This window comes from Lysinibacillus sp. FSL K6-0057, from assembly GCF_038630885.1.
GTDB classification, from domain to species: domain Bacteria; phylum Bacillota; class Bacilli; order Bacillales_A; family Planococcaceae; genus Lysinibacillus; species Lysinibacillus fusiformis_F.
Map to the genome: position 1 here is coordinate 4,554,943 of NZ_CP152047.1, position 16,776 is coordinate 4,571,718.

Genomic DNA, 16,776 nt, shown 5'->3' on the forward strand with positions numbered 1-16,776 from the left:
CTCAGTCTTTTTTATAGTGAAGCTGTTGTTTTTCTTCATAACGTTCTATTGCTAAGGTAATTAAACGGTCGATCAGCTCTGGATAACTCACATTTGTATGCTGCCATAATAATGGATACATACTTACAGGCGTGAAACCTGGCATTGTGTTCACTTCATTAATGTAAACGTTATTCTCAGCTGTTACAAAAAAGTCCGCACGAACTAAGCCGCTGCCATCTATAGCCTTAAATGCGCGCTTTGCCAGTTCCTTTAAGCTCTCAACAGTTTCTACTGGAAGCTCAGCTGGAATAATAAGTGCTGTAGAGCCGTCCTTATATTTAGAATCATAATCATAAAATTCAGTAACTGGTTTAATTTCACCTGGCACGGAAACTTCAGGGTAGTCATTACCTAACACTGCTAATTCAACTTCACGAGCGACAATTCCTTGCTCAACAACGATTTTACGGTCATACTGCAAAGCAACTTCAATTGCTTTGACTAATTCCTCACGATCTGTTGCTTTGCTAATCCCAACACTCGATCCTAAGTTTGCAGGCTTCACAAACATTGGCCAACTCAAATTGCTTTCACAACGTTCAATGATTACCTGTTGCTCATTCTTCCACTCACTACGAATAAAATACGTATAGGGCACTTGTGGTAACCCTGCAATTTCAAATAATTGCTTCATTACCACTTTATCCATACCAGCAGAGGATGCTAATACACCATTTCCTACATACGGTAAATTCAGAACCTCAAGTAAACCTTGCACCGTTCCATCCTCGCCATTAGTACCATGTAACAATGGGAAAATGACATCGAACTGTACCTCATTGCCATTGTCATCGATCAAAAAATCAGTAATATTATTTTCTAAAATTGTTGTATCATCACCAAATTGTAATTCTTCTATTGCACTTACAGGTTTTTCTAAACGCTCTCCACGTCGCCATTCCCCGTCAGATGTAATGAAAATCGGATATACTTCATACTCCTCGAAATTCAAAGCTCCAGTGACTGCACGTGCTGTTGATAATGACACTTCGTGCTCCGCTGACTTTCCGCCGTATAATAAACCGATTCTTTTTTTCATTTTTGTGCCCTCCACATACTTCTTGAGTACTATTAGTTTATCATGAAACGTCTTGACAAATGACATAAAAATCTCACCGTATTTTTGACGGTGAGATTTTGCGTGTACATTTCATCAATTATGCCTTGACATCATTACTTCCTGTCATTGAATTGTACAGACACAATTCAATATGCGTAATATCTACCAATGGCCTATCTTCATTTTAGAGAGGTGAATGCTCTTAGACTGTGCTGCAATGAAGATTAAATAATATATATCAATTCATCGTGCTCCGTTTTTAAAATCGTACTTAAGTCATCCCAAACTTCATCGGGAAAAGAATATTCAGACAAATTACGAACTTCTATTCCATACGCTGCCTTTGGTTTTTCAATCCGATACAAAGATAGTAATGCTCCATCTTTCGCAAAGGATCGGTAAGAACGTAAAAAATCTGGAGATACAGCAGGAATACTCGATTTTACTTTTCGACGCCAAAAACCAGTGCTCCGTTCCTTTTCACGAATTAAACTATTAAATACATTGGCAACCAATAAATCCGAATCACTTAAATGACGAAAATAAACTTTCGTCATTTTCTCTAAATCTGAAGAATAATAGACGAATCTATTTTGTAATTTGTTAAAAAATGCTGACGTAATCGGTTCTTTTTTATGACTTATGTAAAGCAATTCTCCTTGTTCCATCGGTGTTAGATGATCTAGCCTCTTCTCGTCCATAAAATCAATCCAGCATAATTCTTTTGATTCAGCTGATTTTTTCACAAAACGAGGAACATCTTCTTCCAATACATATTCAAATTGTGTATGCATATTAAAAGAACCGTCTTCATAGGAATGTTTTAATAACAGTAAGTGATGCAGTGGTTCAAGTGCAGCCACAAATTGCGAGAATTTTAACCCGCTAAAAATGACAAATTTATCGACATCATTCATATGAACATAAATATGATACATAAAATCATCAGCTGACTTTAATTTTTTAGCCACAACCATCACCCCACTCTTCACTACATTATAAGTCTAAACATGAATTTTTTGAAACATTTTATGTTAATTGTCGTCACTACTATATACGCAGGCATAAAAGTGTTTTTTGCGTTATAATTAGGAATGTTAAACATGCATTTGCATATAAATTTTAGATTACTCAATGAGTTCAAGTATTTGCTTAAAATTCCATTGACAATATTCAAAGCAAATTGCAAGCTTATCAATAGATATGAGCTATTCTTACACCACTGTTGGATGATAATTTGCTTTCTTCTTTGACCAATTATAAACGAAATAGGAAGAATCGCATCACATTTACTCATATTGAGATACTATTTTAATTTAGGTGGCTTTTATGGAAAATAAACGAAATTTCGCAAATCGTTTTGACTGGACCCTTGCTTTTATTCTCTTCACTTTTCTAGTCATTAGTTTGTTAGCTATTGCATCTGCCCAAACATCAGGTCAGTATGGCATTAACTACGTACCAAAGCAAATGCAATGGTATGTGATTGGTGCAGTAATTATTGGTATCGTCATGTTTTTTGAGCCAGATCAATATAAAAAAATGTCATGGTATATGTATGGAGCAGGGATTGCCTTACTGGTACTGCTTATTTTTATGCCTGAAGGAGAAGGTCAAATCGGTGCACCTGTAAATGGTGCTAAAAGCTGGTATCATACGCCGATTGGGAATATTCAGCCTTCTGAGTTTATGAAAACTTTTTACATTTTAGCACTAGCACGATTAATTAGTAAGCACCATGAAGTTTATTCATTAAGGTCTATTAAAACAGACTTTTTGCTACTAGGTAAAATCGCAATCACTTTAATTGTACCTTTGGCTATCATTTTGAAGCAGCCTGACCTAGGTTCAGCTCTTGTATTCTTTGCCATTACTGCTGCTCTTATTATCGTAGCAGGAATTTCTTGGAAAATAATTCTACCGACATTTTTAGGTGGCATGGTAGCAGGTGGCGCACTACTGTGGATGGCACTCTATATGCAAGATTTCCTAGAGAAAACATTTGGTTTTAAGGCGTATCAATTTGCGCGTATTTATTCCTGGCTAGATCCCTATTCCTATTCATCTAGTGATGGCTATCACTTAATTACTTCTTTAAATGCGATTGGATCAGGTGAAATTTTTGGTAAGGGTTTCCGAAATCGAGAGGTATATGTAGCTGAGAACCACACCGATTTCATTTTTACCGTAATAGGTGAAGAATGGGGCTTTATTGGCGCTAGTATTGTTATTTGTATTTTCTTCTTATTAATTTATCATCTAACAAAGACAACACTCTTATTGAAAGATCCCTTCTCGACCTATGTTTGTGCTGGGATTATCGCCATGATTACTTTCCACGTTTTCGAAAATATAGGAATGACTATTCAATTATTACCTATCACAGGTATTCCACTTCCGTTCATTAGCTACGGAGGAAGTTCTCTGATGGGAAATGCCTTAGCCATTGGACTGGTCTTTAGTATGCGATTCCATTATCGAACGTATATGTTTACAACACATGATGAAGATGAATAAATATAGAAAAAAGGAAGTCTCAATGTGCGAGACTTCCCTTTTTCTATTGGAAACGAGTTAAGCTTGAACTTGCGGAGTTTGCGTTGGTGGTGTGAGCACTTTTAAAAGTTCTAGTCGAGACTTTGTTACAGTGGCTGTTACACCCAACTTAGATAAATTCGAAACAATCTTTTTCAAATCTACTTCTTTTGTCATACATTCCACCTCAATCTTTCCTCGATTTTATATAACGTTTTATTTACGAAAAAGTTTCATTTTTCTACGAGTATGATGTCTGACAAATTTATCATACCATTTAACTTACCTTTAAAATTTTTCAATTTTGTTACATTGTAAATTTTTCACACCCATCTAACTTTACCACCAAACATATTTAAATTACCCAAAATGGCTACATATTATTCACTGATCAGAACATAGGTTTAAAAAATCTTAAAACGCTTTATTTCTTTACTGAATAATTCCTCTTAATCCAAGCTTCTCCTTCCCTATTCTTGTAATCGCAAGAACAAGAAGGTTAGAATATACATATTGAAATATGTATGAAAGCAGGGAACTGTATGAAAAAGGCTATTTTATTATTGATGTCTGTTCAATTTCTCGTTTATCTAGGGTTCGGCATTATTATTCCCGTCTTACCAGAGGTAATTGTGCAGCAAAACTGGAATGATCTCCACGTAGGTGGTTTACTGACCGTATATTCACTTGCAAGTTTTTTCACAGCACCATTTTGGGGTATGCTATCAGATAAGGTAGGGCGTAAACAACTGATCCTAACAGGTCTAGTTGGCTTTAGCCTTAGTTTTGTTATTTTTTCATTATTTATAGATAATCTAGCTATATTGTATGTGTCACGTATAATTGGTGGTTTATTTTCTGGAGCATTATATACTGCAGTAACAGGATTTATTGCTGATATGTCCAGTGAAAAGGATCGCAATAAATATATGGGCTTTATGGGCATGTCCATTGGTCTTGGTTTTATTTTTGGTCCAGCAATCGGTGGGATGTTAGGTCATTATAGCTTGCAATTACCATTTATTGCATCCGCCTCATTAATTGCACTATTATTTATTTATGCAAGTTTCGTCCTAAAAGAACCTGAAAAACGAAAAGATTCAAATAAACGTGCTATCGTGCCAAAAGGTGCTGGAACCATGCTACAATACCGTGTGCGCTATCTATTTATGTTTTCATTTTTAGTAACGTTTATGCTAGCGGGCATTGAGGCTACATTCCAACTATTTCAAATCGAAAAAATTCACATTACACCATTACAAATTGGTTATTTATTCATGTTTAGTGGCTTTGTTGATGCAGCCATTCAAGGCGGGGTCGTTCGACGCATCAAAAATGGCAATGAGACGACATGGCTAATCAGTGCACAAATTGTAACTGCTATCGGCATGCTTTTATTCACATTGACAGCCAATCTTTTTATCGCTGGGCTTGCCCTTTGTGTCTTTACAGCAGGTAACGCACTCGCAAGAACATGCGTAGTATCACTCTCCTCTAAAGAATCTGGAGGACAATATGGAACTGCCGCAGGGCTGTCCTATTCAATGGATAACTTGGGACGTATTCTTGGCCCATTATTTTTCACATGGTTATTTACTGTACAAGCAAGTCTCGGTTATTATATTTCGGCAGCGATAGCCCTCCTTTCTATAAGTCTGATTTATATATATAAGGCATCCAGTAAATCATTGCGTCATGAAAATATATAACATGTTGCACTTTATTGCTTTCAGGAGGCATAAGTGAAAATTGGAGAGATGTTACTTTCAACTGCGTTCACAGAAAATAAATTTCCTGTGAACCCTAACTTCCCAATTATCAAACATTTAATATAGGGCCTTATGTGTTGGTGCAATTTTCGTTAGCCGAGAAAAGCTTCTTCTCTGATATTTTATTTCAATGAGAAATTACTAATTAAACCATCGGATTATCTCTGATATGTCTAAGGGATAATCCTTTTCCATGCTATCTAGCCATTTCATATCTTCTTTCCTCATTTGAAGTAGGCTATACTAAGTATGTTGTTAACAATAGTAAAGGCAGGTGTAGGAATGAGCATTTTTACAGATATAGAATATTTAGTTCCTTTAACTTTGTTTTTTAATATTTTATTAGCCTTGACCATCATTTTCTTAGAACGTAAAGATGCTACCTCTACATGGGCATGGATTCTCGTATTATTTTTCCTGCCATTAGCTGGATTTATTTTGTACTTATTACTTGGAAGACAATTACGAAGAAAGCATTTATTCCGTTGGGAAGGACGCAAGGATATTGGGATTGATAATCTCATCAACTATCAGATGGATGCTATTCGTGATGAGACATTTGAATTTCGCATTGCCAATGCAGAAAATTATCAAGAGATGATTTATATGCACCTCAGAACAAACAATGCGGTTTTAACGCAGGACAACCATCTGGATATTTTTGATGATGGCGCCGATAAGTTTGAACAACTCCTTAAAGACATTGAAGCAGCTAAAGATCATATCCACATTCAGTATTATATTTTCCGACTTGATGACTTAGGTACACGTATCGTCAATGCATTGATAAAAAAAGCAAAGCAAGGCGTTAAGGTACGTCTTCTCTATGATGAAATGGGCTCACGTAATGTAAAAAGGCGCCATTTTAAAGAATTGCTGCATGCTGGTGGTGAAGTAGAAGTTTTCTTCCCATCCATTTTGCCACTTCTTAATCCTCGTTTAAATTTTAGAAATCACCGAAAAATCGTTGTCATTGACGGCCGAATTGGCTATATAGGTGGATTTAACGTCGGTGACGAATATTTAGGATTACAAAAAAAGTTTGGTTATTGGAGAGATACACACTTACGTATTGAAGGTAGTGCTGTACATCCATTACAAACACGCTTTTTACTCGATTGGAACCAAGCTAGTGCTCAACAAAAAATGGGGTACTCCGATCGCTATTTCCCTGCCATTCCGAAGAAGGGTGACGTTGGTTTGCAGATTGTTTCAAGTGGACCAGATTCAGACTGGGAGCAAATAAAGATCGGTTACTTAAAGCTGATTAATATGGCTAAAAAATATATTTATATTCAAACACCTTATTTCATCCCAGATATTAGTTTCTTAGACGCCATTAAAATTGCAACCTTGTCAGGCATTGATGTACGTATTATGATTCCTAACAAGCCTGATCACATGTTTGTTTATTGGGCAACTTATTCTTATGTGGGTCAATTATTACGTGCAGGGGCCAAAGTCTACATTTATGAAAAGGGCTTTATTCACGCGAAAGCTATTATTATTGATGACGAGGCATCCACTGTTGGAACAGCGAATATCGATGTACGAAGTTTCAGTCTAAATTTTGAAGTCAATGCCTTCATATATGATGCCAATATATCGCACCAACTGGCGGAGCTGTTTGAAAAGGATATTTTTGATTGTACGGAATTAACATGGGAAATGTATAAAAACCGTTCAACACTGATTAAATTTAAAGAATCTATTTCCCGTTTATTAACACCCATTTTATAAAAATAAAAAGGAAGAGAGCCTGTTCATAGAAGAACCGCTTCTCTTCCTTTTATTATTTCACGCCTAGATATTCTTCTAACGTAATATTTTTCTTTGTAATGTCTTTTGCAACCTCTTTGCCCACATAACGATAATGCCAAGACTCATACATATAACCTGTTATCTCTTCTTTGTTTTGAGGGAAACGCAAAATAAAACCATACTCTTGTGCGTGCGCAAATAGCCATTGCCCTGCTGGGGTTTCGCCAAACTCTTCTGTCAGCCACACGTCTTCTTTTCCACGCTCCCCTATATCAAACGCTAAGCCTGTCTGGTGTTCCGAATAGCCAGGACGAGCACTGTATCGATCTGCTGCCGCCTGCCCATCACGTTTAACATAGTTATCATAAAGTGTTGTTTGATATTCAAAAGAACGGTAACCACTAAATGCAACTAAATCAAATCCTTGCTGCTTGGCAGCCGCTAACATTTGATTTAACGCTTCTCTTGCTTCTGGATTTTCTTCAGGTGCAAAGGTAGAAGGAAGCGGATAAATTTTATTGGCTAGCAGAATACCATTGATATAAGTTGGTTCGGTAGGTAATGTTTGATTTGGAAGATAGCCATTTTCGTCTGGTTGTGGCTCTGGCTTTGCGGGTGTTTCTGTATTGTCTGGTTTCTCTGTTGCTGTAGTATCTTGTTCAGTTGTTTTGTTTGTTTCTGTTGTTTTTGGTTGCTCATCAGCTGCACTATTTGCTTGATTATTCTTATAGTTGTAGACGACAAAAATTGCGACGATTAACGCGATAGATATGAAAGCACCAACGATAAGCGGAAGACGATTGTTTTTCACTATTTATACCCCTTTTAAAATATCAGGTATCTAAAAGGATGATGTTCTTATAGCATTTCACCTTGAAAATACCTATTTTATTGTATTACTAGTTATACTCTTATTTTAGCACTGTTCACATTTTCAGGTGTAAATTTCCTACCTAAATATTCAATTAATCTGTTAGAACGATGACAAATACGACTATAGACGCAATTGCGAAAAAAATTGCCATATACTGCATCCACTTCGCTTCTTTTACATAGCCTTGCTCTTTAAAGCTTTTCGATCTAAATCCGTTTGATAAGGCAAACATGATTGTCATTGCAAGTACGGCAAAATTAAATTTCCCTAAAATAATAAACACGAGTGCCGCAATACTAAAAATTGCGACAAGAATAGATGATAGCCATTTTCTGTTCATCTTGCTGTCCTCCTAAAAAAATCGAGGCAACAAAGGCGCCTCGACATCGATGAATTTATTTTTTTGCTTTCTCGGGATGTTCCGAATAATATTTACGCCCAATATATGTTTGAATAATCAACAATGCACCACTGACAGACCAATACAAAGGTAGTGCTGCCATAGAAGACATAGAGATAAAGACAATCATAATTGGTGAAATATAAATAAACATTTTCATCTGAGCTTTTTGTTGCTCAGGTACAGTCCATAAAGATACACGAGCCTGGACTAGGTAAACAATCCCTGCCACAATAGTCATTACAATATCAGGTGACCCTAAGCTAAACCATAAAAACTCATGGGATTTCACATCTGCAGAATACAAGATCGAGAAATACAGACCCATAATAATCGGCATTTGAATTAACATCGGTAAACAACCCATATTAAGAGGATTAATACCATGCTTTTGATATAGAGCCATCATTTCTTGTTGATATTGCGTTTGCTCTTCTTTTGTCTTAGCTTCCTTCATTTTTTTCTGAACGGCTTCCATTTCAGGTTTAAAAGCATCCATCTTCGTTTTCATTAATTGCTGCTGACGATAGTTTTTTAACATAATCGGCATTAAGACTAAACGAATTAGAACCGTAATCGCAATGATTGCTAAACCATAGCTTCCTGAAAAGATATCATTCCCGAAAAACTCCAATAAAAATTCCATAGGTTTTACAAAGATACTATAGAAAAAACCTTCTTTGTTTTGCACAGCTTGACAGCCACTAAGAACAAAAACGGCAAGACCAAGCATTGAAAATAGCTTCAAATTTTTCATTTTTCCACCTACTATTATTTATCAACTACTGTGAAGTATACCTTATAGGGTCTCTCTTTATCAAATAGCAAGTGCTACTCATTCCTTAAGCTGTTTCCTCAGATGATTCATCAAAAAAAGATGCGAGCTTTAGCAACGCTAATATGTTCGCACCTTCTCATTCTCTATGCTCAAAATCTAGACATTTTGTAATTCAGTCTCTGCCATTTCAAAACGATAAAATTCATGATGAAGTTCGTCTCTGAAATGTTTTGGCGTAACTCCCGTATATTTTTTGAATATACGAGTAAAATAGCTTTGATTACAAAAATGGAATTGATCTGAGATAGAAGTAATACTTTTGTTTGTATGTCGTAAGTAGTATTGTGATTCTTCTACACGTCTAACATTTAAATACTCAACCAATGTAATACCTACATGTTCTCTAAAAATACGTGATAAGTGACTAGTACTTATATGAAAGTTATTCGCGATACTTTCTACAGTTAAATCATTTTCAAGCTCGTCATTTATATACATTATCACTTTGTTAACAGTTTGATGTCGGAAAGTCGGTTGTTTGCGATCTGCAATAAAGTAAACAAAGAAATCAATTAAATCATCAGCAAATTGTAAAAACTCTGCGTCTTTCATCTGATTTTCTATCATATCGTTACACGCAATATTGAAAGCAAATGCTTTTTTCGAAGGTACTTGATTGTCCAGCAATTTACGAGCAACAATTGATGACAAAACAGAAAAATAACTTCGAACGATTTTAATGACCTGTTTGCCAAAACGAATTGAGAGAATATCAATTAACTCATGCAAAGATTTTTTCGCTTTTGCAGATTCTAAATGGTAAATTTCAAAAATTAATTTCGATTCAATATTAAAAAATTCTTCGACACCGATATATTGATTAATATTATCGATTTCTTGGAAGTATCTTTTGGATATCGTTTCTGACATAGAATGTTGATGTAGTTGCATAATCTTCCCCATCTTTCCTCAGAGTGCACGAATTGCATGACAATATTTGACACCAATCCCGACGAATTAAAAATAAGAAAATAGTATTTACTTATTCAATATAAGAACTGAGTCCTATTTCACAAATTTTATTAACAAATAAATCAAAAATAACCCTACTAAAACACCAGATCTAAAAAAAATAGACTATACAGTGAATTTTACCATATTCTGCGATTTCCTTTCAACCACATTTTACTTGCTACTCTAGTTCTAATTTATCACATATGCATAGTAGAAACCTCGTAAACTTATTCCTAACAATTAAATTTTACCATATACATATCAAAATAAATTAGTCATTTTATAAATTTATTTACAAATTATACAAAACATCTTACATCATTCTAATGGATCATTCGACATTTTTCTATTTTATTCCTAAATCTTCTCTATATAATTTATATGAATATGTAGTAAAATAGATGATAATACTATTTTTAAAAGTTTAGACGAGGTGTTTAAAGTGGATCCAAAACAAATAGAAGAGATTATGGAGATCATTAAGGAGTTCTTCCCTGAGAATACGTCCATTGCTATCTCTGATACAAATGAATATTTGTATTACCAGCCAAGCAAGAAAGTTGATTTAAAAATTAAACCTGGTGACCCTATTAAAGAAGGCTCAGCCGCACACAAAGCATTAAGCTATGGTCAAAAAATCAGCTCTTACATTGAACCCGATGTCTTCGGTGTCGCTTATTATGGCATGAGTATTCCTTTAATGGAGGAAGGCGAAACAAAAGGAGCTATTACTGCTATCTTCCCGCAAAAACCATCAGCATTCTTAACAAACTACATTACAATCAAAATTGATGATTGCTGGTACCCAATCAAACATGATCAAGTTATTTATTTAGAAACTCAACTCCGTAAAACATTTGTTAAAACAATGACTCGTGAAGGTTATCACCGTTTAAACCTAAGTGATTTAGAGCTATTTTTAGCACCTGACTCATTTATTCGTTGTCACCGCTCTTATATCGTTAACATTGACTACATCGATGAAATTCAACCAGATTCACACTCAACGTTTTTATTAATTATGAAAGATGGTACACGCATCCCTGTTAGCCAACGCTATGCAAGCTATTTCCGTCGTTCTTTAGGTTTCTAATTTGTAAAGAACAGCGAACAATTTAATCAATTGTTCGCTGTTCTTTTTTGTACACAAATTAGCCACATTTGGCCCCTCGTTTAACTATTTTTACACTATTTTTAATGTAGAAAACATCTAAATTTATACAGTTCTACAATAAAACGTTTTCTCTGTCGAAAAAACATGCTAATGCTCGATTTTCCTTTTTTTACTCAATTTAATGCTAATTCTAAAGTTTTTGTGACAATTTGGTGATAGTATTATTCAAATGGTTGGAGTCATACTACAACTGAATAAACAGAAAATTCTTAAATGTTTTTTCTAGTTTTGTAATCGGTTTCCATCAAAATTATTTAGGGGAGGATTTTTTTATGGATGCAAATGTTCAAAAACGCCTAGGTTTAAAAGAACTTGAGAGTAAAATTGTAACTGCTGAAGCTGCAGCAGCACTTATTTCTAATGGTGATGTAGTTGGGATGAGTGGTTTTACTCGTGCTGGGGATGCAAAAGTTGTTCCAATGGCATTAGTTGAGCGCGCAAAAAATGAAGAATTCAAAATTGATGTATATACAGGTGCATCATTAGGACCAGAAGTAGATAAGTACTTAGCAGAAGCTGGTGCAATTCGTAAACGTGGACCATTCCAAGGAGACGCGGGTATCCGTAATTTAATTAATTCTGGGGATATCTTATATGTAGATGCTCATCTTTCTCATAATGCTGAGCTAGTACGCCAAGGAATCATCGGACCAATTAACTATTTAATTCTTGAAGCTGTTGCAATTACTGAAGATGGATTAATCATTCCAACAAACTCTGTAGGTAACTCACCAATTTTTGCAGAATATGCAGAGAACATTATTATCGAGTTAAATATTTCACATCCTGAAGCTTTAATCGGTATCCACGATATCTATGTACCAGGTGAGCAAGGTAACCGTGAAGCAATCCCAATGACAAATGCTATGCAACGCATTGGTGATATTGGTATCAAAGTTGATCCAGCTAAAATTAAAGCAATTGTTATTTCTGAAGAGCCAGATGCTCCTTCATTAATCGTACCACCTGATGAAGAAACACAAACAATGGCTAACATTTTATTAGACTTCTTCAGTGATGAAATTAAAGCAGGTCGTTTAACAAAACAATTAATGCCATTACAATCTGGTGTAGGTTCTGTAGCAAACGCTGTACTTGATGGCTTTGCAGATTCAGAATTTGAAGATTTAATTGTTGCATCTGAAGTACTTCAAGATGCTGTATTTAACTTAATCGATGCAGGTAAAGTTAAATTCGCCGCTGCAACTTCAATCACACTTACTGAAGAATTACAGAAAAAAGTATACGGCAATTTAGAGAAATACGCTGATAAAATTTGCTTACGTTCACAAGAAATTTCTAACCATCCTGAGCTTATCCGTCGTTTGGGACTAATCTCAATCAACACTGCTCTAGAATTAGATATCTATGGTAACGTAAACTCTACACATGTATCTGGAACACGCATGATGAACGGTATCGGTGGTTCAGGTGACTTTGCACGTAATGCACGTCTTGGTATTTTTGTTACAAAATCATATGCAAAAGGTGGAGCAATTTCATCGATCGTGCCAATGGTTTCTCATGTTGACCATACTGAGCATGATGTTGATGTAATCGTAACAGAGCAAGGTATTGCTGACTTACGTGGTCTTGCACCAAAAGAACGTGTACCTTTAATTATTGAAAACTGTGCACACCCAGATTACAAAGAGCAATTATGGGATTACTACAACCATGCAGTGGAAGCAACTGGCAACCACCAAACTCCTCATCTTTTAGAGGAAGCACTTTCTTGGCATGTAAATCTTGCTAAAAACAAAACAATGAAAAAAGAAGTTGCAAAAGCTTAATTACAGAATTCTCATGCGTCTAATAAGTTAATACTTATTAGACGTTTTTTTTGCGTAAAAGCAAAACATCAGTGATAAGTATAATCAATTAGAAAATGCTATAATAGGACTATATCAATCTTATTGACTATAATGTTCTATTTCATCGGAGGAGCTATGAAGAAATTTATCTATGCTATCATTTTCTTTTCGTTTTTTGACCTTTTTACCCAGCTTCCTGTTATGAGTACTTATGCTGAGTCTTTAGGTGCATCGGCATTTCTAACTGGTCTTGCAGTGGGCATGTATTCGCTTTCCAATACGTTCGGTAATATCATTTCTGGCTTTTTAACGGATCGTAAAGGACCTTTTATCATATTAATAGTAGGTCTTCTAACAACAGGTTTATCGTTAACATTTTATAATTTAGTAGAAGAGCCAATTGCTCTATTAATTGTACGTTTTATCCATGGTCTTGTTGCAGGCTTCATTGTTCCTGCTGCCTTTACATTTCTAGCAAACGCTACCGATCAGGAAAAAAGAGGAAAGGGCAGTGCTATTTCAGGTGCTTTTGTTGGTATAGCAGCCATTATAGGTCCTGCATTTAGTGGTATTTTAGCTAGCCGAACAAGTGTCCCATTTGTTTTCAATATCACAGCAAGCTTTATGCTTCTGTTAGGAATACTTGCGTTCTTTATATTGAAAGCAAATCAAGTAAAAAAAGAGAAGGTTGAACCGAGTAACTACATTCCGATTAGTGTCTTTTTTAATAACAAAGGAACATTAAAGGCATTTTCAGGAGCCTTTTTCTTAATGTTTTCTCAAGGTGTCATTGCCTATCTACTTCCGCTGAAAGTACACTCCTTAGGCTTTGATTCTCGTTTAAGCGGCACTTTAATGAGTACATTTGGTATTATTGCTGTCCTTGTTTTCCTATTACCTACTAATCGTATTTTTGATAAAGTCAATCCACTCAAAACACTATCTTTTGGTATAGGCTTAATGGGTATTAGCCAATTATTAATTAGCCAAGCAGATTCTAGCTCTTTACTCTATATAGCGATGGCTTGCTATGGAATAGGATTTGGTTTCCTTTTCCCTTCAGTCAATTCGCTGCTAATTGACTCTACAACTGCTGAAGTACGAGGAAAAGCATACGGTTATTTCTATGCATTTTTCTCTCTTGGTGTAGTTTTAGGCTCTTCTTTACTGGGTTGGCTATCACTTGGTACTGTCAGTGGCTTTGTATTTACTGGCATCGTATTATTGCTCTTTGCAGGCTTTATTCTTATCCCACACAAAAGACCTTCTCATGCTTAGATGAGAAGGTTTTGTAATTATTTTTCCTTATCTTGAATTTCTTCATTATAGAAATGGACACCAGTATGTCCTCCACCTTCAGCTACCATTTCATTCGAGGCAATTTTAGTTGGTGAAGTACCAGCCTCTGTTGCTACCTCTGTTGCTACACGTTCAGCAATATTGTCGTGCATATCAGGACCTGTTGTAAGATACGACTCAAATTTTGTTTTCATACTATTAAACATCGTTAGTGCTTTATCACGATTCTCTTTTTTACTGAAATAAGATGCTGCTAATCCTGCTAATCCTGCAACGACAACACCTGTTCCTTTTCGTTTTGCCATAGTTTATTACCTCCTAAAAATATAGAAACTAGCTCTGTAGTATAGTTTTTCCCTATTCTTAAAAGAATAAACATTATTTTTTTATACCTTCTAGCATATATATCAATGTAAGGCTAATACTTGCTCTTTTATCTAGTAATCATTCTACCAATTCAATGCAGTTCGTCTCGTTTTAATGCAGACAATCTCACTCAACCTCCTATTAAAATCTAGCTTTCACACCTTCAATTTTTGCATTCATCAAAATTTTGTAACTATTTATGATTATAAAAGGCAAGTAAAGGGAATTAATGAATTAATACTAAAAATAGGAGAGTGGTTAGGATGAAAGATTTCGATTTAGCATATGATTGGGTAGATATGGCTTCATTAATTGGCGGGGCTGGCTTCTTAACAGTACTAATTTATAGCGTCATTCTACTATAAGGAGCTGCTTAAATGATTTGCTCTAGTAATTAAAAGGCAATCCGCTTAATTAAAAGCAGATTGCCTTAGTTTTTATTGTTTTACATCATTATATGCATCTGATTTTTCAAATGCTGCTACGACATAGGAACAAACGGCCTCCATCTTATAGCCATTTTCACGTGCATACGATGCTGCTTGATCGAGTAATTGTTTGGCCACACCTTGACCACGGAGCTTATCTGATACATATGTGTGATCCATTACCATTACTGAGCCATTTTGCTGCCAAGTAATTTCTGCTAGTTTTTCCCCTTCTTGCTCATTCAAAAATGCAAACTTATTTTCCGCTAGTTGTTGTAATTGGAATTCCATTTCTCACCACTCCTTTTATTCATAGTACCATAGCTTTTTATATTTTCACAAAATTTGTGTACCCTTCTTTTATCCAATCAATGAAGCTATATCCAGACTAGAAAATCGGTTAACTTCCTGTGTCAAGAACATCTCACTTCAAAATCTATCACCAGCTGAATCAAAAAAAGAATCTGTACACCTACTCTAGCAAAGTGAGAAGGCATGACAGATTCTTTTCTATCAACTATAAATTTTAGTTAAACCATGAAGAAATAGTATCTTTTAAATTAGCAAAGAAACCTTTCACACTTTCCCAGAAACCTTTATCTTCCATAAGTGAGCCAAATTTTTCTTGGATCGTGTTACTGATATCATTTAATTGATCAGACCATTTACTAAAATCAATGTCCAACTTACTTATTTTATCCATTAAATCTACTAGCAATTGACGGTCCTTTTCACTTAAATTAATTTCAAGCTTACTTAATTGCTCTTGTACAATTTTTTCAACATCTTCACGTGTTGCTGGCTTTAATTCTGCAATTTGTTTTTTAATTTCTGTCAGTAATTCCGCTACTTTTGCATCGTCTACTCCTGCAGATTCTGCAATGGATGTTGCTACTGATAATTCTTCGTTTGCTACATCTGTACGATCAATATCCAGTGTTTCACCTGTAGTGACCTCATATGCCTTGTAAATACCTACTAACGCTGAATGCCCTGTAACGGCTTTCGGGGCAGCTACCTGTACGGATGCATCCTGAATTCCTGCTGTTAACATCGCATTGGCGTACATCTCTGAAGTTACCTGCGTAATATTAGATGGTGTGACAATTTGTATTACTAGGCCTTCTCCTGCATCTCTGCGTGTAATTTTTGCAGAAGAGTACATACGGGAACTTGAATTACTATCTTTAATGTATTTTACTAGATCCTCACCAGACACAGTAATTTCTTCGATTTCAGGTTCTTCACTTACTTTTAATGATTTTTTGACAGATTCTTTTTCAGCCTCAGATAAATTTGCGCCATACACGACGATCGGTACGCCTAATTTTTCATCAATTGCTTTCGGAGGCGTATTATCAGATGCAAATCCTGTTGCTGGTGCCATCACTCCAAATACCAACATTGTAGCAGTTAGTATTTTAATCCATGTTTTTTTCAAATCGTGTGACCCCTTTCGCTA

Annotated in this window: 16 protein-coding genes; 6 read left to right on the top strand and 10 right to left on the bottom strand. The window is 35.4% G+C overall.

Features of this window, described 5'->3' with window-relative positions; genetic code table 11:
- Window position 1: 1 nt before the first annotated feature.
- The gene (locus MHB40_RS22770) at window positions 2–1,081 is read right to left on the bottom strand and encodes a D-alanine--D-alanine ligase (RefSeq protein ID WP_342441805.1); all 1,080 of its coding nucleotides are present in this window, start codon (window positions 1,079–1,081) and stop codon (window positions 2–4) included.
- Window positions 1,082–1,326: 245 nt separating this feature from the next.
- Window positions 1,327–2,079: a hypothetical protein gene (locus tag MHB40_RS22775; RefSeq protein ID WP_205445901.1), complete on the bottom strand. Its 753-nt coding sequence runs from the start codon at window positions 2,077–2,079 to the stop codon at window positions 1,327–1,329.
- A 352-nt stretch (window positions 2,080–2,431) separates the two neighbouring features.
- Between MHB40_RS22775 and MHB40_RS22780 the strand changes: the two genes are divergently transcribed.
- Window positions 2,432–3,619: an FtsW/RodA/SpoVE family cell cycle protein gene (locus tag MHB40_RS22780; RefSeq protein WP_205445902.1), complete on the top strand. Its 1,188-nt coding sequence runs from the start codon at window positions 2,432–2,434 to the stop codon at window positions 3,617–3,619.
- A 57-nt stretch (window positions 3,620–3,676) separates the two neighbouring features.
- Here the strand turns inward: MHB40_RS22780 and MHB40_RS22785 are convergent, their stop codons facing one another.
- Window positions 3,677–3,814 carry an Lmo0850 family protein gene (locus MHB40_RS22785; protein ID WP_004232019.1) on the bottom strand — a complete coding sequence of 46 codons (138 nt, stop codon included), beginning with the start codon at window positions 3,812–3,814 and terminating at the stop codon, window positions 3,677–3,679.
- Window positions 3,815–4,179: 365 nt separating this feature from the next.
- On the opposite strand from MHB40_RS22785, the gene MHB40_RS22790 reads away from it, so the two are divergent.
- A complete protein-coding gene (locus MHB40_RS22790) occupies window positions 4,180–5,346 on the top strand; it encodes an MFS transporter (RefSeq protein WP_342533492.1) in 1,167 nt (388 codons plus the stop codon).
- A gap of 342 nt (window positions 5,347–5,688) precedes the next feature.
- A complete protein-coding gene (cls, locus tag MHB40_RS22795) occupies window positions 5,689–7,146 on the top strand; it encodes a cardiolipin synthase (RefSeq protein WP_342534811.1) in 1,458 nt (485 codons plus the stop codon).
- A 52-nt stretch (window positions 7,147–7,198) separates the two neighbouring features.
- Here the strand turns inward: cls and MHB40_RS22800 are convergent, their stop codons facing one another.
- From MHB40_RS22800 to MHB40_RS22815, 4 genes are all read right to left on the bottom strand, one after another.
- Window positions 7,199–7,978, bottom strand: a complete 780-nt coding sequence (locus MHB40_RS22800) for a M15 family metallopeptidase (protein WP_342441807.1) — start codon at window positions 7,976–7,978, stop codon at window positions 7,199–7,201.
- A 154-nt stretch (window positions 7,979–8,132) separates the two neighbouring features.
- Window positions 8,133–8,381, bottom strand: coding sequence for a hypothetical protein (locus MHB40_RS22805; protein ID WP_342533493.1), 249 nt, complete (start codon window positions 8,379–8,381; stop codon window positions 8,133–8,135).
- A gap of 55 nt (window positions 8,382–8,436) precedes the next feature.
- The gene (gene yidC / locus MHB40_RS22810; protein ID WP_205445906.1) at window positions 8,437–9,198 is read right to left on the bottom strand and encodes a membrane protein insertase YidC; all 762 of its coding nucleotides are present in this window, start codon (window positions 9,196–9,198) and stop codon (window positions 8,437–8,439) included.
- A 177-nt stretch (window positions 9,199–9,375) separates the two neighbouring features.
- A complete protein-coding gene (locus MHB40_RS22815; protein ID WP_004232009.1) occupies window positions 9,376–10,170 on the bottom strand; it encodes a helix-turn-helix transcriptional regulator in 795 nt (264 codons plus the stop codon).
- A 505-nt stretch (window positions 10,171–10,675) separates the two neighbouring features.
- Here MHB40_RS22815 and MHB40_RS22820 point away from each other — a divergent pair.
- From MHB40_RS22820 to MHB40_RS22830, 3 genes are all read left to right on the top strand, one after another.
- Complete coding sequence (locus tag MHB40_RS22820; protein ID WP_004232004.1) at window positions 10,676–11,326, top strand: LytTR family DNA-binding domain-containing protein; 651 nt, start codon at window positions 10,676–10,678, stop codon at window positions 11,324–11,326.
- 353 nt (window positions 11,327–11,679) lie between these two features.
- A complete protein-coding gene (locus tag MHB40_RS22825) occupies window positions 11,680–13,200 on the top strand; it encodes a succinate CoA transferase (RefSeq protein ID WP_342533494.1) in 1,521 nt (506 codons plus the stop codon).
- 132 nt (window positions 13,201–13,332) lie between these two features.
- The gene (locus tag MHB40_RS22830) at window positions 13,333–14,499 is read left to right on the top strand and encodes an MFS transporter (RefSeq protein ID WP_342533495.1); all 1,167 of its coding nucleotides are present in this window, start codon (window positions 13,333–13,335) and stop codon (window positions 14,497–14,499) included.
- A gap of 17 nt (window positions 14,500–14,516) precedes the next feature.
- Here the strand turns inward: MHB40_RS22830 and MHB40_RS22835 are convergent, their stop codons facing one another.
- From MHB40_RS22835 to MHB40_RS22845, 3 genes are all read right to left on the bottom strand, one after another.
- Window positions 14,517–14,825 carry a hypothetical protein gene (locus MHB40_RS22835; RefSeq protein ID WP_205445908.1) on the bottom strand — a complete coding sequence of 103 codons (309 nt, stop codon included), beginning with the start codon at window positions 14,823–14,825 and terminating at the stop codon, window positions 14,517–14,519.
- Window positions 14,826–15,323: 498 nt separating this feature from the next.
- Window positions 15,324–15,605 carry a GNAT family N-acetyltransferase gene (locus tag MHB40_RS22840; RefSeq protein WP_205445909.1) on the bottom strand — a complete coding sequence of 94 codons (282 nt, stop codon included), beginning with the start codon at window positions 15,603–15,605 and terminating at the stop codon, window positions 15,324–15,326.
- Window positions 15,606–15,840: 235 nt separating this feature from the next.
- Window positions 15,841–16,755, bottom strand: a complete 915-nt coding sequence (locus tag MHB40_RS22845; protein ID WP_342533496.1) for a DUF1002 domain-containing protein — start codon at window positions 16,753–16,755, stop codon at window positions 15,841–15,843.
- Window positions 16,756–16,776: the final 21 nt, after the last annotated feature.

Coding starts and splice junctions, on each gene's coding strand:
- MHB40_RS22770 (WP_342441805.1), bottom strand. CDS start 1,081: ATGAAAAAAAGAATCGGTTTATTATACGGCGGAAAGTCAGCGGAGCAC.
- MHB40_RS22775 (WP_205445901.1), bottom strand. CDS start 2,079: ATGGTTGTGGCTAAAAAATTAAAGTCAGCTGATGATTTTATGTATCAT.
- MHB40_RS22780 (WP_205445902.1), top strand. CDS start 2,432: ATGGAAAATAAACGAAATTTCGCAAATCGTTTTGACTGGACCCTTGCT.
- MHB40_RS22785 (WP_004232019.1), bottom strand. CDS start 3,814: ATGACAAAAGAAGTAGATTTGAAAAAGATTGTTTCGAATTTATCTAAG.
- MHB40_RS22790 (WP_342533492.1), top strand. CDS start 4,180: ATGAAAAAGGCTATTTTATTATTGATGTCTGTTCAATTTCTCGTTTAT.
- cls (WP_342534811.1), top strand. CDS start 5,689: ATGAGCATTTTTACAGATATAGAATATTTAGTTCCTTTAACTTTGTTT.
- MHB40_RS22805 (WP_342533493.1), bottom strand. CDS start 8,381: ATGAACAGAAAATGGCTATCATCTATTCTTGTCGCAATTTTTAGTATT.
- yidC (WP_205445906.1), bottom strand. CDS start 9,198: ATGAAAAATTTGAAGCTATTTTCAATGCTTGGTCTTGCCGTTTTTGTT.
- MHB40_RS22815 (WP_004232009.1), bottom strand. CDS start 10,170: ATGCAACTACATCAACATTCTATGTCAGAAACGATATCCAAAAGATAC.
- MHB40_RS22825 (WP_342533494.1), top strand. CDS start 11,680: ATGGATGCAAATGTTCAAAAACGCCTAGGTTTAAAAGAACTTGAGAGT.
- MHB40_RS22830 (WP_342533495.1), top strand. CDS start 13,333: ATGTTCTATTTCATCGGAGGAGCTATGAAGAAATTTATCTATGCTATC.
- MHB40_RS22835 (WP_205445908.1), bottom strand. CDS start 14,825: ATGGCAAAACGAAAAGGAACAGGTGTTGTCGTTGCAGGATTAGCAGGA.
- MHB40_RS22840 (WP_205445909.1), bottom strand. CDS start 15,605: ATGGAATTCCAATTACAACAACTAGCGGAAAATAAGTTTGCATTTTTG.